At 63.4% G+C, this 21,413-nt stretch carries 21 protein-coding genes and 1 riboswitch; of the genes, 10 read left to right on the top strand and 11 right to left on the bottom strand.

Features of this window, described 5'->3' with window-relative positions; all coding sequences use genetic code 11:
* The first annotated feature begins 13 nt into the window (after positions 1-13).
* From E3T29_RS12035 to E3T29_RS12025, 3 genes are all read left to right on the top strand, one after another.
* Positions 14-3,592: a PKD domain-containing protein gene (locus E3T29_RS12035; protein WP_134345622.1), complete on the top strand. Its 3,579-nt coding sequence runs from the start codon at positions 14-16 to the stop codon at positions 3,590-3,592.
* A 78-nt stretch (positions 3,593-3,670) separates the two neighbouring features.
* Positions 3,671-4,642 (top strand): glycosyltransferase family 2 protein, encoded by a 972-nt coding sequence (locus E3T29_RS12030; protein ID WP_134345621.1) that lies wholly within the window; start codon positions 3,671-3,673, stop codon positions 4,640-4,642.
* The gene (locus E3T29_RS12025; protein WP_241987787.1) at positions 4,635-5,708 is read left to right on the top strand and encodes a glycosyltransferase family 4 protein; all 1,074 of its coding nucleotides are present in this window, start codon (positions 4,635-4,637) and stop codon (positions 5,706-5,708) included. The genes E3T29_RS12030 and E3T29_RS12025 overlap by 8 nt, the downstream gene beginning before the upstream one ends.
* Positions 5,709-5,750: 42 nt before the next feature.
* On the opposite strand, the gene E3T29_RS12020 is transcribed toward E3T29_RS12025, so the two are convergent.
* From E3T29_RS12020 to E3T29_RS12000, 5 genes are all read right to left on the bottom strand, one after another.
* Positions 5,751-6,755, bottom strand: coding sequence for a glycosyltransferase (locus E3T29_RS12020; protein WP_134345620.1), 1,005 nt, complete (start codon positions 6,753-6,755; stop codon positions 5,751-5,753).
* Entirely contained in the window at positions 6,755-8,221 is a 1,467-nt protein-coding gene (locus E3T29_RS12015; RefSeq protein ID WP_134345619.1) for a polysaccharide biosynthesis tyrosine autokinase, read from the bottom strand. Before E3T29_RS12015 ends, E3T29_RS12020 begins: the two co-directional genes overlap by 1 nt.
* A 128-nt stretch (positions 8,222-8,349) precedes the next feature.
* On the bottom strand, positions 8,350-9,123 hold the full coding sequence (locus tag E3T29_RS12010; protein WP_134345618.1) for a CDP-alcohol phosphatidyltransferase family protein: 774 nt from the start codon (positions 9,121-9,123) through the stop codon (positions 8,350-8,352).
* Positions 9,120-10,373: a DUF1972 domain-containing protein gene (locus E3T29_RS12005; RefSeq protein ID WP_134345617.1), complete on the bottom strand. Its 1,254-nt coding sequence runs from the start codon at positions 10,371-10,373 to the stop codon at positions 9,120-9,122. The genes E3T29_RS12010 and E3T29_RS12005 overlap by 4 nt, the downstream gene beginning before the upstream one ends.
* Before the next feature lies 1 nt (position 10,374).
* Entirely contained in the window at positions 10,375-11,922 is a 1,548-nt protein-coding gene (locus E3T29_RS12000; protein WP_134345616.1) for a sugar transferase, read from the bottom strand.
* A 480-nt stretch (positions 11,923-12,402) separates the two neighbouring features.
* On the opposite strand from E3T29_RS12000, the gene E3T29_RS11995 reads away from it, so the two are divergent.
* Together E3T29_RS11995 and E3T29_RS11990 are read left to right on the top strand one after the other, a co-directional pair.
* Positions 12,403-13,452 carry a dipeptidase gene (locus tag E3T29_RS11995; RefSeq protein ID WP_134345615.1) on the top strand — a complete coding sequence of 350 codons (1,050 nt, stop codon included), beginning with the start codon at positions 12,403-12,405 and terminating at the stop codon, positions 13,450-13,452.
* Positions 13,453-13,650: 198 nt separating this feature from the next.
* Positions 13,651-13,714, top strand: a riboswitch (guanidine-III (ykkC-III) riboswitch).
* Positions 13,715-13,725: 11 nt separating this feature from the next.
* Positions 13,726-14,049, top strand: coding sequence for a multidrug efflux SMR transporter (locus E3T29_RS11990; RefSeq protein ID WP_092341947.1), 324 nt, complete (start codon positions 13,726-13,728; stop codon positions 14,047-14,049).
* Between the two features lie 4 nt (positions 14,050-14,053).
* On the opposite strand, the gene E3T29_RS11985 is transcribed toward E3T29_RS11990, so the two are convergent.
* The 3 genes from E3T29_RS11985 to E3T29_RS11975 all read right to left on the bottom strand — a co-directional run bounded on the left by E3T29_RS11985 (position 14,054) and on the right by E3T29_RS11975 (position 16,175).
* Positions 14,054-14,530 (bottom strand): HAD domain-containing protein, encoded by a 477-nt coding sequence (locus tag E3T29_RS11985; protein WP_134345614.1) that lies wholly within the window; start codon positions 14,528-14,530, stop codon positions 14,054-14,056.
* Between the two features lie 654 nt (positions 14,531-15,184).
* Entirely contained in the window at positions 15,185-15,502 is a 318-nt protein-coding gene (locus E3T29_RS11980) for a helix-turn-helix domain-containing protein (protein ID WP_134345613.1), read from the bottom strand.
* Positions 15,503-15,575: 73 nt separating this feature from the next.
* A complete protein-coding gene (locus E3T29_RS11975; RefSeq protein ID WP_134345612.1) occupies positions 15,576-16,175 on the bottom strand; it encodes a helix-turn-helix domain-containing protein in 600 nt (199 codons plus the stop codon).
* Positions 16,176-16,279: 104 nt separating this feature from the next.
* Here E3T29_RS11975 and E3T29_RS11970 point away from each other — a divergent pair, with 104 nt between their 5' ends.
* The 4 genes from E3T29_RS11970 (at position 16,280) to E3T29_RS19695 (ending at position 18,297) form a co-directional block, all read left to right on the top strand.
* Positions 16,280-16,489: an AlpA family transcriptional regulator gene (locus E3T29_RS11970; RefSeq protein WP_134345611.1), complete on the top strand. Its 210-nt coding sequence runs from the start codon at positions 16,280-16,282 to the stop codon at positions 16,487-16,489.
* A gap of 163 nt (positions 16,490-16,652) precedes the next feature.
* Positions 16,653-17,069 (top strand): hypothetical protein, encoded by a 417-nt coding sequence (locus tag E3T29_RS11965; protein ID WP_134345610.1) that lies wholly within the window; start codon positions 16,653-16,655, stop codon positions 17,067-17,069.
* Between the two features lie 426 nt (positions 17,070-17,495).
* Entirely contained in the window at positions 17,496-17,858 is a 363-nt protein-coding gene (locus E3T29_RS11960) for a single-stranded DNA-binding protein (protein WP_134345609.1), read from the top strand.
* Positions 17,859-18,129: 271 nt separating this feature from the next.
* Positions 18,130-18,297: a hypothetical protein gene (locus tag E3T29_RS19695; protein ID WP_166789974.1), complete on the top strand. Its 168-nt coding sequence runs from the start codon at positions 18,130-18,132 to the stop codon at positions 18,295-18,297.
* Positions 18,298-18,359: 62 nt separating this feature from the next.
* On the opposite strand, the gene E3T29_RS20745 is transcribed toward E3T29_RS19695, so the two are convergent.
* Positions 18,360-18,998, bottom strand: a complete 639-nt coding sequence (locus tag E3T29_RS20745; protein ID WP_166792400.1) for a DUF2510 domain-containing protein — start codon at positions 18,996-18,998, stop codon at positions 18,360-18,362.
* An 88-nt stretch (positions 18,999-19,086) separates the two neighbouring features.
* Here E3T29_RS20745 and E3T29_RS20480 point away from each other — a divergent pair, with 88 nt between their 5' ends.
* The gene (locus tag E3T29_RS20480) at positions 19,087-19,209 is read left to right on the top strand and encodes a hypothetical protein (protein WP_255575242.1); all 123 of its coding nucleotides are present in this window, start codon (positions 19,087-19,089) and stop codon (positions 19,207-19,209) included.
* Between the two features lie 792 nt (positions 19,210-20,001).
* Here the strand turns inward: E3T29_RS20480 and E3T29_RS11945 are convergent.
* Positions 20,002-20,547, bottom strand: a complete 546-nt coding sequence (locus tag E3T29_RS11945; protein ID WP_134345606.1) for a GNAT family N-acetyltransferase — start codon at positions 20,545-20,547, stop codon at positions 20,002-20,004.
* 292 nt (positions 20,548-20,839) lie between these two features.
* The gene (locus E3T29_RS11940; protein WP_166792399.1) at positions 20,840-21,397 is read right to left on the bottom strand and encodes a TetR family transcriptional regulator; all 558 of its coding nucleotides are present in this window, start codon (positions 21,395-21,397) and stop codon (positions 20,840-20,842) included.
* Positions 21,398-21,413 lie beyond the last annotated feature (16 nt).

The following is a 21,413-nucleotide window of genomic DNA, read 5'->3' as shown; positions in this document are numbered from 1 at the left end:
GTAAGGAATCTTCGTGCGACTTCTCACTGCGTCTCGCCGGCACGTCAACCCGAGCGCTGCTCCCTCCAAAGACGCGAGCCCATCGCGTACGATCGGTTCGCTGCGTGCCGGCTGGCTCAGCCTGCTGACCATCGTGACCGTGCTCGCGGGCGTCTTGACGGTGCCCCTCATGGCGCAGGCCGACACCAGCCCGGTGGATGCTGGCACGCCGCTCACCGTAGCTGCGGACGCCCTGCCCACGACCCAGATCAACGGCGTCGTCTGGTCGCAGGTGATTGTCGGCAACACCGTCTACGCCGGAGGGGAATTCACCAAGGCACGGCCAGCCGGGTCGGCTGCAGGCGTGAACGAAGTCGTACGCAACAACCTGCTCGCCTACAACCTCACGACCGGCGTGCTGGTCGCGAGCTTCAATCCAGACCTCAACGGCGTCGTCCGCACGCTCGCGGCCTCGGCCGACGGCACGCGACTCTATGCGGGCGGGTTCTTCACCACAGTCGGCGGGGTGGCCCGCTATCGCCTGGCCGCCTTCGACACTGCCAGTGGTGCCCTCGTCTCCAACTGGGCACCGACGGTCAACGCGTCGGTAAAGACACTGGCCACTTTCGGTGACACCGTTTACGTTGGCGGTGTGTTCACCTCAGCGAGTGGGGTAGCGCGCAATCAGACTGCCGCGTTCGCCACCTCCAACGGTGCCATTCGCGCTTGGACCGGTGAGCCGGTCGGCGGGTCGGTCAACACCATGGCGATCTCGCCGGACGGCACCAAGGTGCTCATCGGCGGCTCCTTCACCTCGTACAACAACGCTGACACCCCCGGGTATGGAATGGCCGCGACGGACTCAGTCACCGGTGCTTCCCTGCCGTGGGCCGTGAACGCTCTCATTCGCAACGGTGGCGTCAACGGTGCCATCACCAGCCTGACCTCCTCGGCCGACGGTGCCTTCGGCACCGGTTACGACTATGGGTCGGGAGCGAACTTCGAGGGCACCTTCCGCGCTAACTGGTCTGACGGAACCCTGGTCTGGATGGAAGACTGCCACGGCGACACCTACTCAGCTGTACCGTTCGGCAATGTCGTCTACACGACCGGGCATACGCACTACTGCGGCAATATGGGTGGGCCGGTCGAAACTACTCCGCGCTCCTACCACCGCACCCTCACCTTCTCCATGGCAGCGACCGGCACTCTCACGCCCAATGCCGTCGGCAGCTATGTCAGCTTCACCGGCAAGCCGAGCCCAAGCATCCTGACCTTCTACCCGGAAATCAACTCCGGTACTTTCACCGGCCAAGGCCAGGGGCCGTGGACCATCACCGGCAACGGGCAGTACCTGCTGTATGGCGGCGAATTCACCAACGTCAACAACAAGGGCCAGCAGGGCCTGGTGCGCTTCGCCAGCACGACGATCGCGCCCAACAAGGAAGGCCCGCGCGTGGCCAACGCTGCCTTCGCCGCTGCCTCTTTCGTGCCCACCGTGGACTCCCTCTCGGCCGGCACCGCCCGCATCGGCTGGAAAGCGGCCTTCGACCGCGACAATGAACGGCTCAGCTACGAGGTGCTGCGCGACGGGGTCTCCGTCGGCACGGTGACCGGCCTCTCGACCGACTGGTCTCGGCCGCCCATGGGCTTCACTGACACCGGGCTGACACCCGGCCAGACCTACGCCTACCGCGTGCGCGTGCAGGATTCCTTCGGCAATGTGAAAACCGGCAACCCGACAAGCGTGACCGTCTCCGGATCCGGCGACTACAGCGCCTACGCAACGACAGTGAAGAGCGACTCGCCCAGCTCATACTGGCCGCTCGGCGAACCGAGCGGCACCACCGCCTTTGACTGGGCCGCCGCCTCGAACGAAACCACCGGCACCGGCGTCATCCGGGACGTGGCGGGCGCGCTCGCCGCAGACTCGGACACGGCTTCACGGTTCAGCGGCACCACGGCCGGAACCGCAGCTTCCTCCGCTTTCGAGACGCCCCGCGGTGCCTTCACCGTGGAAGCGTGGGTGAAGACCACGACCAGAAGGGGCGGCAAGATTATCGGGCTCGGTAACGCGGCAACCGGAGCCTCGACCTCCTACGACCGTCAGGTCTACATGGACAACGCCGGACGACTCTGGTTCGGCGTGAAGCCCGGCATACTGCGCACGGTCAACACGACCGCGGCGTACAACGATGGCCAATGGCACCACATCGTCGCCTCGGTCGGCACCGCCGGCATGTCCCTCTACGTCGACGGCGCCCTCGCCGCCCAGCGCACCGATACCACCACGGCCGCCCCCGGCCAGGGTTACTGGCGCATCGGCGGCGACAACCTCAGCGGCTGGACCAGTCGGCCATTCAGCGACTACATTGCCGCCGACATCGACGAGGTGGCCGTCTACAACACGGTGCTCAGCGCCAGCGCCATCGCCCGCCATAACTCGATCGGCCGATTCGGCCCCCCGGCGAACGTGGCACCGACGGCATCCTTCAGCAGCGCGATCACCTATCGCGATCTGAGCGTTGACGCCACCGGATCGATGGACTCCGACGGCACCATCACGAGCTATGCCTGGAACTTCGGCGACGACACCACGGCGACGGGAGCCACCGCAACGCACTCCTACGCGACGGCCGGCAGTTACCCGGTCACCCTCACCGTCACCGACAACTCCGGAGCGAGCACGGTCACATCCCGAACAATTGATGCCACCGACCCACCGGCCAACGTGCCGCCGACCGCAGCGTTCAGCTACCAGGCCACGCCGCTCACTATCGCAACGGATGCCTCCGCCTCTGCCGACAGCGACGGCACCATTACCGGCTACAGCTGGGACTTCGGTGACGGGAGCATCGGCACCGGCGTGACCGCGTCACACAGCTACGCCGTCTCCGGCAGCTACGACGTGACGCTCACCGTGACAGACAACTCCACCGCCACCGCGCAAACGATGCAAACGGTTGTGGTTCCGGCTGTCGATCCGAACACGCCGCTGGCCACCGATGCGTTCTCCCGCACCCTGGCGACCGGCCTGGGCGCCGCCGACACCGGAGGCGCCTGGACCACCACCGGCACGGCATCCAACTACTCGGTCAGTGGTGGCGCCGGCCGCCTGAAAGCCGCCGCCGGAGCCACCGCCAACGCCTATCTTTCCGGCGTGTCCCTGCTCGATACCGACATGCTCGTCACGACGACCCTCCAGCAGGATGCGACCGGTTCCGGTGCGTACACCTCGCTGATCGGCCGCCGGGTCGGTACGGACGACTACCGGGTGCGCATGAAGAACCTGGCGACCGGCGTGGTACAGCTGCAGCTCATGCACGGCGCCACGACCCTGAAGGCCCAGAACATCGCCGGCCTCACCTACACGACCGGAAACGCGCTCCAGCTGCGCGTTCAGGTCATCGGCTCCGCCCCGACCACGATTCGGGCCAAGGTCTGGGCCCTCGGCACCCCGGAACCGTCGGCGTGGCAGACCACGGTGACGGATTCGACCGCCGCGATGCAGACCCCCGGTGCCGTCGGTCTGGCCTTCTATCTGGGGTCGACGGCCACCGTAACACCCGTAACCGCAACTTTTGACGATCTGTTCGTCACGCGAGCCAATTGATTCTGGCCTCGTGTACGAGCACGGGTCTCGTTTCTCCAGCCGCTGCACCGTTCGCACCACTACAGAGGGGCGTTGGTCATGTCACCTGTCAACCGATTCACGACTGACCCGCGCGTTGTGATTGCGGTGCTGACCTATCGGCGCCCGGCCGACCTCGAGGAGCTCCTGCCGGAGCTCCTCGACCAGGCGGGCATGGTGCTCGCGCCCGTGGAGATCATCGTCATCGACAACGATCCCGACGCCGGAGCTCGCACCCTGGTGACCGATACCAGCTGGCTGGAGGTGGGGGAGCCGGCGACCCGACCGACACCCATCCGCTACGTCCACGAGCCCACCCCCGGAATCGCCTCGGCGCGCAACCGGGCACTTCAGGAAGGCCAAGGGGCCGACCTGCTCATCTTCATCGACGACGACGAACGACCCAGCAGCCACTGGCTCGTTCAACTGCTCGATACCTATTCAACCTACCGGCCGGCAGCCGTGGTCGGCCCGGTGCTCTCGCAGTACGACATCGAACCCGACCAGTGGATTCGCGCCGGTGGCTTCTTCGAACGCCGTCGGTTCGCTACCGGCACTCCGGTGTCGCTCGCTGCCACGAACAATCTGCTGCTGGACCTGGCCCAGGTACGCCGGCTGGAGCTCAGCTTTGATGAACGGTTCGGGCTGTCCGGCGGGTCGGACTCGCTGTTCACACGGCAGCTGCACCAGCGTGGAGGGCAGATGATCTGGTGCGATGAGGCGATCGTCATCGATATCGTTCCGGCGGACCGCCTCACTCGAGAATGGGTGCTGCAACGGGCCTTTCGCATGGGCAATACCTGGAGTCGGATCAACCTCGACGACACCGAAAACGGCAAACGGGTGCTGGTACGCATGACCCTGCAGGCGCGCGGCGCCGCTCGGGTCTGCGGCGGGATCGTGCGGTACCTTGCCGGCTCGTTGGTCGGACAGGTGCCGCTGCGCGCCCGCGGCCTGCGCACCGCGGCCCGCGGCGCCGGAATGCTGGCTGGCTCGGTGGGGTCGGTGTACCACGAGTACAAGCGTGGCTAGCCGCCGAATTTCGACCGAGCGGGTCAGGCTGTACCGCACCCTGCGCAGCGCTCACCTGGAACGAGCACACGAGCTGCCGCCGGCCACGATTCTGTTTCGCTTTAAGAGGTATGACTTTCACGAGGAACTTGCTCAGGGCCTCGTGATTGTGCAGGCCCACCCGCTGCGCGCCGCGTGGTTGCTTGGCCGTTCCCCGGTCATGACGCTCGAAATTGGCGAACCGCTCATGCTCTCGAGCGTGTGGGCCAGTACGTTCGCGATCTGTGCCCTCCGACTGCGTGCACTTCTCGGCGGCGGACGGGCAAGCATCGTGTGTTACGCCCTGGAAAACGCCGACCCGTTCGACCGAAAGCTGGGCGCCCGTGCTCGGCTGCGCCGCGGCCTGAACGGTGTCGCAGCCCGCTTCGTCTGGGGTCAGACCGATCGAATCGTTTTCGGAACGGATGCTGCCCGCATCACCTACCGCACGGCCCTGCCCGAACCCGCCCGTGATGCGGTCTCCGCCGTGATTCCGGCGTTGCCGGCCGCCTGCACCTGCCCGGGTGACCCCGAGGCGAACCGGGTGGTTTTTCTGGGGGCGTTCGTTCAACGCAAAGGGTTACCCAGCCTTCTCGCGGCTTGGCCGCTGGTCACCGCGCAGGTTCCAGAGGCCCGTCTCACCCTCATCGGCAAGGGGACGCTGGAAAACGAGGCGCGGCAGGCCGTGGCCAGCGACCCAACGATCGAACTGGTCATCGACCCGCCGCGCAGCGAGATCCACCGGCAATTGCGTCGCGCCGGCGTGCTGGCCCTGCCCAGCCAACCGACCGCAACCTGGCGCGAGCAGGTCGGTCTGCCGATCGTCGAGGGACTCGCGCACGGCTGCAGCATCGTAACCACGACCGAAACCGGGCTCGCGTCCTGGCTCGAGGAGCACGGCCACGACGTGATCGCGCCGGGCTGCACCCCGCAGCAGTTGGCGGATGCCGTGCTCCACACCCTGCAGACACCCAACCCCTCGGTCGTCGACCTGCCGGTCATCGACGGCCGGCTCGCTGCCGATGCCTGGCTGTTTGCCGGTGCCTGAGTGCGGGCTGTTGGGGTCCTGATCGCAGATTATCTGCGGGGGTCAGCGCGTTCGTTGAGCCTGAACGGCCCGCTCATAGGCTGTGACGTGGTCGGCGGCCCCGACGTTCCATCGGCGGTGAGCGAGATTGGGGGTGGGCGTGTCGCGCGGTCGTCGGGCACGCGCGAGTGCGTCGGCCAAAGCCTGGGTGCACAGTGGGCCATTGTAGGTGAGTACCCATTCAGCGCCGACCTCCTCGGCCAGCGCCGCCGTCACCGCATTTTCCGGCACCAACACCGGCCGGTTGAGCGAGAGTGCCAGCAACGCGGCACCGGAATTATGCATCTCGGCGTACGGCAGAACGACCAGTTCGGCGGCACCGATGGCGTCGGCCAGCTCGGCATCGCTCGCGTGACGAAGCACGAACTCGATACGCGGGTCGCCGGCCGCCCCGAGCCGCAGCCGCTGGGCCAGCTCGCTGGATTGCGGAGCACCCACGATACGCAGCGTTGGCTGAGGATCGAGTCCGGAGCCCAGCTGGCGGAAGGAATCGACCAGGGCGTCTACACCCTTATACGGGCGAAGGAGCCCGAAGTAGAGCATCCGGCCAGGCACTGTCGCTCCCGACGGCTGGTCGAAATACCAGTCCCGGTAATCGCCGTGCGGGATGGTCTGTTCGAGCGCGCCAGCGGGTACCGGTGTGAACGGGTTGAGCCGAATCCACAGCGTGGTGCGCTGGTCGAACCGCTCGAGCAAGCGTTGGTCGTGCCGAGGGGAGAGCTCATGGCTGCGCACGTTGTGCAGCGTGCGCACCACCGCGGTGCGACGCAGCCGCAGCCGCGCCAGGAACAGGCGGAACAGCATCCGTCTGGCCAGCGCGCGGCCCGGCGTGCGCCCCTGCAGGAGAATCTCCGGCCAGTGCACGTGGAAAACGTCGTACCGACTCGTGAGTGCGCGGCGCCAGGTGAAGCCGAGCACGTCCACGTTTGGGCTGAGCGACCGGCTCAATTGCAGCAGGTAGGGATTCGTCGTGGCGCGACCCTCCGGAAACGACTGGAGGACCCGCACTACGACGACCGCGTCGATTCTGACGTTCGGGAACTGCGGCGGCCCGTCTCGTCAAACGTGGTGCGCGGTGCCCGGGTGGCGGTGACCCGGTTGGTCGTTCCGGGCGTCAGCGACGCGGAACCTGTTACCGGAGCGAGCGGTCCGTAATACACCTCAGCGCGACGCTCGCGTACCTGGTTGAGCACGATGCCGAGGATGCGGGCGTTGACCGCTTCGAGCGACTCCAGCGTGGTGGCCAGCTGTTGGCGGGTGGTCGACTTGTAGCGAGCGACGACGATGGCACCGTCGGTGAGGTGGGCCAGGCCCAGTGCGTCGGTGGCGGGCAGCAGCGGCGGGGAATCGACGACGATGAAGTCGTAGTCGAGCAGCAGGCGTTGCATCAGGGTTTTCATTGCTGCCGACCCGAGGAGCTGGCCGGGGTTGGGCGGCACGGCACCGGAGGGCAGCACGTCGATGCCGTCCGACCAACGCACGATGGCGTCGTCGGGGCCGACATCACCCAGCAGAACGGTCGTCAGTCCTACATCGCCTTCGAGGTCGCACAGCTCGGCGATCGACGGGCGCCGCAGATCGGCGTCGATCAGCAGCACCCGTGACGACCGCTCCGCCATAGCCAGGGCCAGGTTGATCGCGGTCGTGGATTTACCATCGCGCGTCACCGCCGACGTCACCACGGCGCTGCGCGGGGGGCTGTCCACGTCGATGAATTCCAGGTTAGCCCGCACTCGGCGGTATGCCTCAGCCAGGGCGCTGTGCGGCATCACCCGCATGACCAGGCCGGCCGGATCGGTGCGCTTCTTGCGACCGACCTTTCCAAGCAGGGGGTCGGAGGAGACCCGATCGAGGTCTTTCTCCGTGCTGACCCTGGTGTCGAATACCTCACGGGCCAAGGCGTAGAGCACTCCGAGAACGAGGCCGAGCAGCAGTCCGGTGATGATGATCAGTTGGGTGTTCGGGGCAAAGGGGCTGCCCGGTAGCTGAGCAGGCGAAACCGTCTTGACCGTGATCGATGGCAGGTTGTCCGGCCCTTTCGGTGCCAGATTCTGCACCGTGGTGGCGAGGGAATCGGAGACGGCATCGGCGAGGTCCACGGCCTGGGTGGCAGACCGGCTGGTCACGGTGATGTTGATGAACACCGTGTTGAGGGGAGTCACCGCGGTAACGCGCGAAGCCAGTGCCTGAGTGGAGATATTCAAGCCGAGCTTGCTGATCACCGGCCCCAGAACGGTTGGTGTCGTGGCGAGTTGCGCGTAGGACTGCACGAGGTTTTGCGTGAAGGTTGACGACTGCAACAGCTCGCTGGTGGTCGCACCCCGATCGCTCGTGACAAAGACGCTGTTGGTGGCCTGGTACTGCGTGGGCAGGGTCGTTGCGTAGCCCCACGCCACGGCGCCGCCGAGAAGGCCCACGATAACGATGAGCAGCCACCGTCTCGTGATGGTCCTCAGATAGTCGATTGGTTCCACAGCATTCTCCGTCCGGTTGCGCCCACACTACAATCAAGCTGATCAAAACTCACCTCTGAATGCGGGAGGGAGCATCCCCAGAAGGGGGCACACGGCAGAGCTGGCGCCTGAGGGCAGCGGATGCCTGACTACGGTCGCGCGACGTCCACTCGACCCAGTGCTGTCATGTCGCGAAACCATTTACCCAGCGCCAGTGCGAGATACAGCGCGTTGGCGACAAAGAGAAGGGTATACAAGCCGAAAAAGGCCAACGGAGCGCCCAGCAGCACGAAGGAGAGGCAAAGCACACCGTAGTCGGTGGGAAGACCAAGAAGCGACCGCACCACGGTGCGGGGGGCAGTGGAGAGGGCGGCCGTTGGCGCGTGCTTGGCTTTGAGCAGATCGTTCAGGATCATGGCGAAGAACGACACGGCGGCCACGACCGCAAACCCGATCGGCACGAGCAGCGAGATCGAGCTCGAAAGAGGAAAGTGCGTGAACATCGTGATGAGCACCGCGAGGTGCAGCGTTGAGATCTTGATGGAGTCAACGACGTGGTCGAGCCATTCGCCCGAGGGGGAGCCTCCACCACGCAGACGCGCGACCTGGCCGTCGGCCGAGTCGAAGGCGTACCCGATGGCCAGCAACAGCCACACGACGAGTCCAAGCCACCAGCTGGGCTCACCGATCGCGAGCAGCCCGATCGCGCAGAACGTGAAGCCGGCACTGATCGCCGTGACGTTGTTCGGAGTCAGGCCTAAGCGAAACGCGCTCGCCGCGAGGTAGCGACCAACCCGGCGGTTGACATAGACGGAGTAGGGCGGGGCACCGCGGGCCGCCGTCTTCTGGGCGGATGACAAACGGCGCACGGTGTCAAAGTACGTTTCCGTCGAGGCAGTGGCGTGGGCCGAGGAACTGGTCATAAGGGGATCCCCCTGGACGGTGCGGTTGACGGTTGGCGGTTCATGCTGTCGGGAAGGTTCCACGTTGAGACTCCAGCCCGGCCGCTGCTCTGGCGATGGGTGCTGTAGCCGACGGCCACCCGCCGAGCGAGTCTTTCGTAGCTGGCCGTGACGCTGTCCCAGTTGTACAACTGCTCGGCCCGCTGTTGCAGCGCCGCCGCGACCGCGGCGACCTGCTCGGGGTTCAGTTCGGAATCTTCGATCAGGCCGCTGAGAGAATCGGCCCGCGAGAAGTAGGCGCCATCGCTGCCGAGGACCTCACGATTGAACACGACGTCCCACGCGATGACCTTGGTTCCGGCACCCATCGCCCGCAGCAGCGACGGGTTCGTGCCGCCCACCGAGTGACCGTGCACGTAGGTGGCGGCGTGCATATAGAGCTGGTCCAGCTGATTCTGGTCCCACACACTGCCCAGCATGCGAATGCGGGAATCGGATGCGGCCAAGTCACTGATGCGGTTGGTGTGGCCGACCGCGTAGGGCGCGGAGCCAACGACAACCAGCGGGAGGCGCGCGTCGCTCGCGCGATAGCCCTCGACAATGATGTCGACGTGGTTTTCCGGTTCAAACCGGGCGACGACGAGGTGGTAGCCGCCGGGGCGGAGTCCGAGTTCGGCGAGCCGATCGGTCGGGGTGTCGTGCAGAATTCGGGTGCCGTAGGAGATCAGTTCGGTCGAGATGGAAAACTCGTCCCGGTAGTAGTCGACGATTCCCTGCGCGTCGGCGATGAGGGCATCCGCTTCGCGAACCGAGACTTCCTCGGCCCAGCGGTAGTAGCGGCGACCGGCGCCGCCCCATTTGTCGCGCTTCCATTCGAGTCCGTCGACGTGCACGACGCTCGGGATGCCGCGCAGGCGCAGCAGCGGAACGAACGGAGCGTTGGCGGCATTGAACACGAACGCGACATCGGCCGGACGGTGCAGGGTCGCGTGCAGAACCGACAACCCGGTGTGGCTCAGGGTCTCGAGAATCTTGTGGCGCAGCGCCGGCAGCTCGACCAGTTTCATGCCGAGGTACTCTTTCGGCACCGGCTGGGTCGTGCGGCGACAATAGACGGTCACGTCGTGGCCGCGGTCAACGAGTCGCCGACCAATCTCCTCGACGGCCGTTTCAAAACCGCCGTAGGCTGCGGGAACGCCGCGGGTACCGATCATTGCGATGCTCAGACGCCGGTGGCTGGTGGGCGCAGTGTGTTCGATGCCCGCGGTCATGTCAATATGCCCCTACTGGTTGAATGACGGTCTTAACGGTGCGCCAAATGATCATCAGGTCGCCGGCCAGGGACCAGTTCTCGACGTAGTACAGGTCGAGTCGGACGCTGTCTTCCCAGCTGAGATTGGACCGCCCGTTGACCTGCCACATGCCGGTCAGGCCGGGCTTGATGTACAGGCGGCGGTGCACGTGGGTTTCGTAGACCTGAACTTCTTCAGGCAGCGGCGGGCGTGGCCCGACCAAGCTCATCTCGCCGACGAAGATATTCCACAGCTGAGGCAGCTCATCGAGCGAGTACTTGCGCAGCACGCGGCCGATCTTGGTGATCCGAGGGTCATTGCGAATCTTGAACAGCACCCCGGATGCCTCGTTCTGGTCGAGCAGGCCAGCCAGGTCGTCCTCAGCGGTCTGCACCATCGAGCGGAATTTGATCATGCGGAAGGTCTGTCCGTTGCGGCCGCACCGTTCCTGCCGAAAGAGGACCGGGCCCGGGCTGTCGAGTTTGATGAGTACGGCGATCACGGCGAGCACGGGAAGCAAGAACACGATCGCGGCAGCCGTCGTTACGATGTCCAGAGTGCGCTTGAGGGCATGGCGGCCCCCCTCGAACCGGGGTATTTCGACATGGATCAGCGGGAGGCCGTCGACCGGACGAAAGTGGATGCGGGGACCAGCGACATCCGTTAGCCGGCTCGACAGAACAAGCTCCGCGGAGGTGCCCTCGAGGTCCCAACCCAGGTTGCGAATGTAGGAACTGCCGCCGCTGGGCTGCCCAGCAACGATGACCGTGTCGACGCCCATGGCAGCGGCCGCCGCGGCGACGTGCTCGAAATCGGACACGATCGGCACTATGCGTTCGCCGGCCGAGATCTCGTCACCAATGCCGTCTTCCAGAGCTGCGCCGACGATGTAGTACGCGGCTCCGGACTTGGTGTCGATCTGGCTGACCACGTATTCCACGTCGTCGCGATTGCCGACGACGATCACGCGGGAGAGGTAGTGGCCGAACCTGCGCTGGTGCAGCAGCCACTTGCGCCACAGCCACCGTTCGAGAACGAGCGCAACAATTCCGATAGGAAGCGCCAGCACGAAATAGAGCCGGGCGATATCGATGTGAACGATCAGAAAAACGATGGCCAGCATGCCGAAGGTCACGGCGCTGGCGTTGATGACCTGTTTGTACTCGCTCGCTCCAACACCCACGACGCGGGAGTCCCTGGTATGGAAGAGCTCGAGGGTCGTGAGCCAGGTCGCCACGATGAGCAGCGACACGAGCCAGTAGTTGGCGCTGAACGATCCAGGAACGGCCGGAATGCCGTCCACGCCGAACCGAAAGACCAGTGCGCTACCGACCGCGAGAATAATGACTACAATATCGGTCAGTCGCAGCTTGGTGCGGTACCGCCGAGCCCAAATCAGCCCTGACGAGGGGGTGTCCACCGCGATGTCGGCCGGCGCGGACGCTGTCTGGTCAACGAGTCGGAGTTTGGCGGTACGCCGAAGGGGCAGGGATTGCGGGAAAGAGGCGGGCGAATCTGATTCACTCATGCGTCATTCCCCCTGCCATCGAACTCGAAGTGGTGCCGGGTGTCGTCGTGGTTGTGGTGCGAGGGCGCGTGTCGCGGGTTCTTAGGGTGGTTCGGCGGGGTGGAATAAATGTCACGTTTTCATTCCCTGCAGTCGGGTTTACAGGAACAGGTGGTCATAGTGACAAGGCGGCGATGCTGGCACTTGTCGTTCGATGGGGCGCGGCGGATGAAGATGATTCTTTCTCAGCAACTTACTGGCAGAGACTACCCCGTTTCAAGTCGGCGGCGCTGTAACCTTAATGGGGGTCAAAATGCCCTGTATGGGGGGACCTATTGGGGCGTGTTCACCCTGAGAGCGGCCGACGCCCCTGTCAGGCCCGGAATTGCGGGTAGAAATCAGGCAGGCACTGCCAGGGGGCAAACCGGCTCGAGCGCATTAAATGCCCGATGGTGAGGGTCCTAGGCTGGTATTTCGCACCGATTGCCGGGAAGAGTTCACGTGACCGTAAGAAAACCGAAATTTGACGTTATTGACGGGCATAACGACCTCGCCTGGGCATGCCGCGAGCATAGAGACTATTCCGTTGCCGGGCTGGACTCCGAGCAGGATTCTGCCCGCAATCATTTGCAAACGGATGTCCCCAAATTACGGCGCGGAGGTGTGCAGGGGCAGTTCTGGTCGGTGTGGGTGCACACCGACCTTGAGGGCACCGATTCGGTGCAGGCGACGCTGGAGCAGATCGACTTTATTCACCGCCTGATTGCCGCCTACCCCGACGATTTCGAGCGGGCCGTCACCGCCGACGACGTTGAGCGAGCACGGCACGGCGGAAAAATTGCATCGCTCCTCGGGGTTGAGGGCGGCAACCAGATGAACAACTCTCTCGCGGTACTGCGCGAGTACGCCCGGTTGGGTGTGCGTTATATGACGCTCACCTGGAACTCGTCAACGGAGTGGGCCGACGCGGCTGCCGGCGAGGTGACCCACGACGGCATTAACGAGCGTGGCCGGGTCGTCATCGCCGAGATGAACCGCATCGGAATGATGGTAGACCTGTCCCATGTTTCGGCTGCCACCATGCAGGACGCCCTCGATGCCTCAACGCTCCCCGTTCTCTTCAGCCACTCTTCGTGCTATGCCCTGAACCCGCACCCTCGCAACGTGCCCGATGCGATTCTCAGTCAGCTCGCCGCCAACGGCGGCGTTCAGATGATCACCTTCGTGCCGGCCTTCATCTCGGCCGACTATCGACGCTGGGAAGACAACGGTTCGGTGGCGGAGAAGCCGCAGATCACCGTGGCGCACGTTGCTGACCATGTGGAGCACGCCCGAAGCGTGGCCGGAGTCGATCACATCGGTCTCGGTGGCGACTTCGACGGCTGCCCGGACATGCCAGTCGGGGTCGCCACCGTGGCGGACTACCCCAACCTGTTCACCGAGCTCGAGCGGCGCGGCTGGACCGACGCCGAACTCGCCAAGCTCGGCTCCGAGAACGTGCTGCGCGTACTGCGCGCAAACGATGCGGCCTACCGGGCGTTCGTGGCCTAGCCGCCGTAGCCGCGGCTGCGCGGTGCAATGCTACAACAGCTGTCGCTTATTGCTTGCGCTGCTGGCCGGCCACTCGCGCGAGCAGAAAGCGACAGCCTGCGCAGCAGACGGGCGCGCGAAACGGATGCCGCGGCATCCGTTTCGAGGCGGGACGCGGTTCTGCACATCGTTTGCCCAGTGGTTGTGCCTAAGGTCGAAGCAGGTTGCGATGCGCGGCCCCGGACGACGGATCAGTACCCGGCATAAGACAAGACTGGCCGAGGAGTATTAGTCATGTCGTGGATTCTGCTTATTGTGTCCGGAGTTCTGGAAGCGGTCTGGGCGACGGCGCTTGGTAAATCCGAGGGGTTCACGAAGTTGTGGCCGACCGTCATCTTCGGCGGGGCACTCGCGCTCAGCATGACCGGCCTGGCCTGGGCGATGCGGGAGATTCCGATCGGAACGGCTTATGCCGTCTGGGTCGGCATCGGAGCGGCACTCACGGTCACCTGGGCGATGGTCACGGGGGATGCGAGCGTGTCCTGGCTGAAGATCGCCCTGCTGCTCGGCCTGATCGGCTGCATCGTCGGGCTCAAGCTCGTCGACGGCGCGCACTGAACACTCAGGACGAAGCGAGGCCCTCGATGAAGTGCCGCACATCGTCGACGTGCGCGGCCGTGAGCCCGATGTCCATCTCGGGCTGCACCAGGAGTGTGGGCCGCGCCTGCGCGTCGGCCCAGCCGACGGCATCCTGGCGCAGGATATCGTCGATCCAGATCACCGCGTCGGGCTGCGGATCCTGCCTGGCCAGCCAGCGGGCGACCCAGTGCAGCTTCGCGGTGGGTGCGGGCGCTGACGGGTCGAAGTGCAGATTGCGCGGAAAAGCGATGCCCTCGGTGTCCGACGATAAGCCAAGATCCCGGGTCAGGTGAAACGTGTGTGTCGGCGACCAGGTGGTAGCCCACACGATGGATCCGAGTTTGGCCAGCCGCCACACCAGTTCTGCGCGGGGTGGATCGAGCACAAGCCTCTGGTTGACGACCCGCGGGTTGAGCACCCCGTCGACGTCGAGCAGGATCACAACGGTGCGCGTGGTCATCATTCGAGCCTAGCTGGCCGCTCACTGGACAACTTTGAGCGGTTGCGACCCCGCCACACCCCCCGAAGTTGTCGAGTGAGAGTGGCGAGCATAAAAAAAGGCCACTCCCGAGTTACTCACAAGTGAGTTTCCTAGGGAGTGGCGGTGGTGGCCCCGACCGGCGTCGATCCGGTGACCTTTCGATTTTCAGTCAAAACAGATCGCTACAGCCTGCTGCCCAACTCGTAGAATTCCCTATAATTTCGGGCTTTTTGACTGACTCAGACGCCCGTGGAACGACGTCACTTTCATACAAATGTGTTCAAAATGTGTTCACGGTGAAGACCAGCTTTGGTGGAGCCGCGGTGCTATTCCGAAATTGAAATTACTCACCGTTTGCTAGAACGTTTCTGGTTCCGCGAGGTCCCAGCCTACGGAGACGAGATAAGAACGTAACTGAGCGATGCGCTGCTCCACCTCGCTGATATTGTCCTTAGTCGTTCGGGACGCGTCGGAAGCACTAGCTGATGCATCGGTCGTGTGTTCGATTTCGCGCTTGGTGGCTAATCGCCTGCGTTCGCGCAGCTGCGCGTGGAGCTCCCGCATCGCTTGCAGCTCTATACGTTCGTGACGTTCATCGGCGGTTGCCCACCGATATGCGCCTTCGGGTTCGCCCTAAATCCAAGCGTCGAACTCGACAACGGTCATGCCATCAAAGCTAGGGCTGAGGTTGGCGACATCCAAGGCAGCCAGGGGTCGGGCGATTGACGCGAGTAAGAAAATCGGCGGAACTCGAAGTGCTTTGGCGATGTTGAGGAGTTGACTCACTGGGAGGTCGTGCTTCCGACCGGCCTCGATGTTTTGCACGACAGCTTCGGTGACGTTGTCGCCGGGGATGAGGTCGGCCAAGGCTCGTGCCGAATGGATGCCATGCTGTTTGCGGATCGCCTGGAGGCGGTTGCCGATCCCAACTTGCGCCAGAAAGTTCGTCACGCGCACAGAGTACAACTCGCGGGCCAGTTCTCTGCGGCTCCCACGCGGCAATGCTTTGGCCTAGCCTCAGTGGTTACTGGGCCCAGCCTTCGAGGTCCCACCCCGTATCGGCAAGGTAGGTGCTGAGCTGTTCAATTCGCCGGTTTGCCTCGGCAAGTTGTTCCTTGGTGGTATCCCAGATCGGGGGTTCGACGGTGGCTTCGCCCGCGGGGGTGAGCTCTGCCTCGATGGACGCGTTGATGGTGAGGCGTCTGCGTTCCCGCAGGCTGGCGATGAGTTCTCGCATGGCCTCGAGCTGGGAGCGTTCCGTGCGCTCGGTCAGGTCTCGCCACCGGTAGGCGCCGTCGGTTTCACCGGAGATCCAGGCGTCGAACTCTGCGACGGTCATGCCCTCGAACGTGTCGCTGAGGTTGACCAGGTCCAGTTGGTCATGGGGACGACCAATTGGTGCCAGCAGAAAGACAGGCGGGACTCGTAGGGCGTGGGAGATGTTCAGGAGTTGGCTGACCGAGAGGTCTTGTTTGCGGCCGGCTTCGAGGTTTTGCAGGATGGCTTCGGTGACGTTTCCGCCGGGCATCAGCTCGGCGAGGTCCTTGGCGGAGCGGATCCCGTGCCGTTTGCGGATGGCTTGGATCCGCTCGCCGATTCCGGCCTGCCTTACAAAACCTGTCATGCCGACACCGTACAGCTATTGGTCCTTGTCAAACATTGAAAAGCGTTTTATTGTGATCGCAACACGAAGTACTCAGTGTCTCGTGTCACCAAAAGGACGCAATCATGACTGAAGAATTCATCCTCCCCGTCGTCGTCGCAGAACTCACCGGCCTAACCGTCGGCGGGCTGGCCCACCTGCGCTACCTGGGTCGGGGACCACGGTTCTACAAGCCGACGCCGAAGAGGGTCTTGTACAAGCGATCCGAAGTGATCGCCTGGGTCGAAGCGAGCGCGCAGACACAGACGAGCGAACGCGCTCTCGTGGCGCGGTGAGGCCGCATCTCCTGCTGCGAGCGACGAGAACGGCCGCCGGCGGCAGATCAAAGAAAAAGCCCCGGGTTGCACCCCGGGGCAAGGATCGAACACCCGCAAAGGATCTGATCTGTGACCAGAGTACTGAAATTCTGCCATCTCGCAACGCTTCGCACCCGACCTGGTGGGTGAGAGCACTGTGGGCCTCTATGCGGCGAAGGGTGCCGTTCTCGTGGCTGCACGTTTGGGTCTGGGGCACGCGGCGACCCGGTTGCTGCTGCACATGGCTCTGGAAAGCTGGGACGACACCGACAACCCCGGCAATCAACCGCCGCGCCGGTACTTCGCATCCCGCGAATCATCGGCGATCGCCTTGGGCTATCTGGCCCCCGACAACGGATCAGAGTCTGCGCATCATTCGGTCAAACGGGCGATTGCCGAACTCGTCGCCAGCGGCGCTATCGAGCGAGTCAGCTCCGGCTATCGCGGCCACAACGCCGAGTTCAATCTGCTCGTCGACAGCAGAAAACCGGGCGGTCACCGGGGGTATGAAACTAACGTCATTCCGATGCTTCGGGGCGGAGGTTTGGGGGCCGTTTAGCGTACCGATAGGGGGCCAGATCTGGCCCTATAGGGGGGCCGCTGACCGGCCCCCCTAACAGTACTAACAGGACAAACAAAATATTAACAGTACGCGCGCGCGAGAAGCGCCTGTGGATAACTTGCCTCAAACGCCCGCCGACTGCCCCTCGATCGCAGCCATAAATGGCTCGATGCGACACCGCGTAAAACACAATTTGTGGCCTGTCCGGCCGATCACTGTAGCTGGGTACGCGCCACCGTTCCCAGATTCTCAGACACGGCCGCAGGCTCCCTTATTTCGTCAGAGATTCAGTGCCCTCAGGGCGCTCTCGCTCCCTCTCGATTTCTCTCGCCGGACGGCACAAAAAACAGTTGGTCGAAGAATCAAAGCCACCGACAACCCACCGCAAGTCAACGCACCACACCCATCGAAGGAGAAGCACTCATGACCAAACGCACCATCATCGGCAACCTGGCTCTCGACCCCGAGGTCGTCACAGCAGGCAGCATCCAGATCACCAAGCTGCGCGTCATCGAAAACACCGGTGAATACCGCGGCGGCAAATGGCTCGCCCACGCCGCCGCCGCCACTCACTTCGTGGAAGCCAAGTTCGAGCTCGGCCAGAACGTCGCCGCCACCCTGCACAAAGGTGACCGCGTGATCGTTGTTGGCCGTGAACACACCGACAGCTGGGGCGACGACCAGTCACGCCAATACGGACGCGTCATCGACGCCGCCAACGTCGGACCCGACCTCAACCGGGCTGTCGCCACCGTACGCCGCAACTCCAAGCCCGACACCGAATAACCATCCAGGGTGGGCCGCACGCGCGGCCCACCCACACAACCTCGTGAAAGGAGCATCACTATGAACGACCACGACAGCGAACTGATCACCCGGGTGAATGAGCTGGCCGACATCGCACGCAGCCTGGCTCACGCGACTCGAGCGATCGACCGGCCCTACGGCTCGTATCTGCTGCTGGGATGTCTGACCGCGACCCAGCGCTCGCTGGGCCAGGTTTACGACCAGCTCGCCAACTGGCACAGCACCGTCATCGACGGCGTCGAGTACAACGGTGAAGACGGGCGGCGCCGGCTGCGCACCTGGAGTCGCCCGTGCCGAACTCGGCCTCCGCGATGCCGCACAATTCGCCGGCATCGTCGAAGATGCCCTCCTGCAAGCCCACAACGCAAACACCGTCGTCCGCTGGTTCGACAGCATCAAGAAGTTCCCGCAGCTGTAAATGCAGGGAGACTCTGATCTCCCGAGAAGGGCTAACAGATCGATGCGTGAGTGGTTCTAGCGCTAACGCGGCATCGAATAGTCGCAGCTCGCTATTCCGTACGCACCACTCGACGTGTTCTCGGAGACGGTAACTCCATCAACGATAATCTTGCACGTCACAGTCCCGCGGTCGCCTCGATTCTGGGCCGAGATATATAGGAAAGCGCCCGGGGCAGTGGTGTGACTCACGCCGATTTCGCCATCTGTGTTCGTCATCGGCAGCTTGACGTCGTGTTGCTCTGTCCCCGTCCCTGACGAAGCTGTGATGCTCGCCGAGGAGGCTGTTCCTTCCACAAAGTAGGTAGCGCGTAACGCCGGCGCTGGGGCCGGGGGCTCTGCGGGAATTGCCCGTGTATCTGAAGAGCGGGACGACGTCGAGTCTGGAGAGCTGAGCGCGGTAGCGAATGCAATAACGATGGCAATGACCGCTGCCCCCACGATGATCCAAACGGTTAGCGCCAGGCACCCGGGCCCGGTCCTTACACTGGGCAGAGTTACCGCAGGCAGAACAGGAGACTGCGCCAGACCTACAGGCGCGGCAGAACTTCCAGCCGGCCGCGCATAGGCGGTCCAGTTTGCACCGTCCCAGTAGCGCTCAGCCTCGTCGCCTCTTGGGTCGGGATACCAGCCCGCTGATGGGTTATTTGGCGAGGCGGTCATCCATCCAGCATGGGCCACCCGACGCATGCTGGCGATCTGGTGACTGCCCCAGTTAGTGGGGTTCCCACTGGCTTCAATGGTGCTCTGCGTGAGCCCCACGGTTGCGGATGTGGCGGTCGATGCGGAGCCGCTCAAGATGAATTTTGGTGGCTTCGCCGAGAGGCGAGTAACGGCGCGGGTATTCGTTTACCTATTCACCGGCAGCGAATAGGTAAACGAATAGGTAAGGGGTCTCTTTCCCTGTCCCACCACCACCCCCTCGCTGCGCTCGCTTCCCAACCTCCCACACCCATCGTTCCTCAGTGTGTAGGAGGTTTGGAAGTAAAGGGGTGGTGGTGGGACAGGGAAAGAGAAGAAAAAAGTAGAAGAAAAAAATACATAAAAGAAGAAAACTGAAAAGAAAAAGAAAAAGAAAAAGAAAAAGAAAAAGAAAAAGAGAAAAACAAAAACAAAAGACAGAGAAGTAGTGAGAAAAGATGAGAAGAGGTGAGAAAAAGTGGCAGGAAAAGGCATGAATCGGCGTGGTCAGCTTCCTGCCGCCCTCGTGGATCCGATGGATTGCACAGGGCGGGTCATTCATGGCTTGTGGCTGGGCGACAGCGTCGACGACGGGTGTGATGGCAAGACGTACTGCAGAGTGAAACGGGTCGCGTGGAGACGCTGATCAGTAGTGAAGACCACAATGCTCAAAGCCACAGGTGCCAAGGTCAGCGCTACGACGTTCGAAGCTGTTGAGTTCGAAGGGCACACAGTCTGTTCAGCCGACCGTCTGCCGCGCATGACTGTCATGACAACGATCTCTCACAACCAGACTTCAACGCCCGACCCAGCCAGTGTCGACCTCCGGCTGAGTTACTCCGTCGATGTAACCGCCCTGGTCAAATGAAAGCTGGCGGAGTCTTCGTCAGAAGAACAGACCACGATTGTGCCCTGAGCAACTAGAGATTTCCAGAGACAGTGAGTGTGGCACGTCGCCGATGACCGCGGCAACCAGTCACCCGTTTCAGGTGCGGTCGCTGGCGAGCAGCCCGAAGACTACGGTGTCGGCCCATTCCCCCTTGCTCCACCAGCTCTGGCGGAGCTGCCCCTCGTGTTGCATCCCGACCCGGCGAGCGAGGTTCGAGGACGCTGCGTTCCGTCCGTCCATCTGCGCTGCTACCCGATGCACATCGTACTCATCGAACGCCAAGTCGAGGACCGCGCTGACAGCCTCGCTCGCGAACCCTCGGCCCCCCTGCTTTGGATCAAGGACCCATCCGATCTCCGTGCACCTTCGTTCCAGGTCGGTGAACCACAGCAGCACGTCACCGACTGGAGCCCCTTCGTGCTCGATGACGAGTGCGAGCGCGCCGGACACGCCGTCCAGGCCAGTCTGCAACACGCGCTTGGTGCTCTTGGCGCGAGCCACCTCTACCGTCCAGGGCTCGTCCAGGAGATAGATCGCGACGTCCGGTTGGGAGTAGACGCCGAGTAGCCAGTGGGCGTCCGATGCGACATGCAACCGGAGTACGAGTCGATCTGTTGACAGTGGGAATGCGGGGGAGCACATATTGAATGACCATACAGGAAACGCCACTCCCTGCCGGTCGGTACTTGCCGCCCGTAATCCAGATGACTAGCGTGCGCGCCCCACGTGACCAGGCGGCCGTATCCCGCCGCTACAGGGATGCCCATTTACTCCCATTCGATGCACGCAGGGGTTCCTTATCTGCAGCACCCTCGGCGGCATCATGCAACTATCCTTCGAACGTGCATTGCTTCTAGCGGATCCTCACGCGGAGCTCTGGCTGACAAGTAGGTCGACTGCTTGAGTCTCCAGTCGCGCGAAAGGCGACTATCGTTCAGCGCATCATCGACAGCAAATGTGTCGCGGCCTGCCCTTCGGTCATCGTGGTCATCGATGGCAATTTGAGTATGTAGCGTGAGAAGATCACACCGATGAGCGCTGTGGCTATGCGACGGGCGCGCTCCTGGCCGAATTCCGCCGTCAGCGTTTCAAATACGGTGTGCTGGAGGTATGACGACAATACCTGTGCGTGTGGGCCACCAGCGATGAGTTGGCGGGCGAACCCGGTGAGCAGCTCGCCTTGCTCAGGATGCTCCCACACAGCTATCAGCCCGCGGGCGAGGCGTGCGAGATCAATTTTCCCGTCGGGCATTATTGCCGCGGCGATCACGTGGTGAGGGGCTACGCGCAACGCAACGGCCGCCGCAATGAGGTCATCCCTTGACCCGAAATAATAATTGACCAGAGTATGGCTGACGCCGACTTCATTCGCCAGGTTACGGGAAGAGATCTCGGTCAGGTCGCCGACCTCAAAGTGGCGCTGTGCGGCATCGAGCAGGCGTTTTCTGGCGGAGGCTCCACCGAGGGGTCGTCCGCGTACGTTATTGACCACACTCGCATGATTGCAT

It is taken from the genome of Cryobacterium sp. TMT1-66-1, from assembly GCF_004403435.1.
Taxonomy (GTDB): Bacteria; Actinomycetota; Actinomycetes; order Actinomycetales; family Microbacteriaceae; genus Cryobacterium; species Cryobacterium flavum.
The sequence above is the reverse complement of the archived record's forward strand: the minus strand, read 5'-3'. Positions and strand labels throughout refer to the sequence as shown.

Coding starts and splice junctions, on each gene's coding strand:
- E3T29_RS11960 (WP_134345609.1), top strand. CDS start 17,496: ATGACCAAACGCACCATCATCGGCAACCTGGCTCTCGACCCCGAGGTC.
- E3T29_RS11985 (WP_134345614.1), bottom strand. CDS start 14,530: ATGACCACGCGCACCGTTGTGATCCTGCTCGACGTCGACGGGGTGCTC.
- E3T29_RS20745 (WP_166792400.1), bottom strand. CDS start 18,998: ATGACCGCCTCGCCAAATAACCCATCAGCGGGCTGGTATCCCGACCCA.
- E3T29_RS12010 (WP_134345618.1), bottom strand. CDS start 9,123: ATGACCAGTTCCTCGGCCCACGCCACTGCCTCGACGGAAACGTACTTT.
- E3T29_RS12030 (WP_134345621.1), top strand. CDS start 3,671: ATGTCACCTGTCAACCGATTCACGACTGACCCGCGCGTTGTGATTGCG.
- E3T29_RS12005 (WP_134345617.1), bottom strand. CDS start 10,373: ATGACCGCGGGCATCGAACACACTGCGCCCACCAGCCACCGGCGTCTG.
- E3T29_RS11990 (WP_092341947.1), top strand. CDS start 13,726: ATGTCGTGGATTCTGCTTATTGTGTCCGGAGTTCTGGAAGCGGTCTGG.
- E3T29_RS12000 (WP_134345616.1), bottom strand. CDS start 11,922: ATGAGTGAATCAGATTCGCCCGCCTCTTTCCCGCAATCCCTGCCCCTT.
- E3T29_RS11970 (WP_134345611.1), top strand. CDS start 16,280: ATGACTGAAGAATTCATCCTCCCCGTCGTCGTCGCAGAACTCACCGGC.
- E3T29_RS11945 (WP_134345606.1), bottom strand. CDS start 20,547: ATGTGCTCCCCCGCATTCCCACTGTCAACAGATCGACTCGTACTCCGG.
- E3T29_RS11975 (WP_134345612.1), bottom strand. CDS start 16,175: ATGACAGGTTTTGTAAGGCAGGCCGGAATCGGCGAGCGGATCCAAGCC.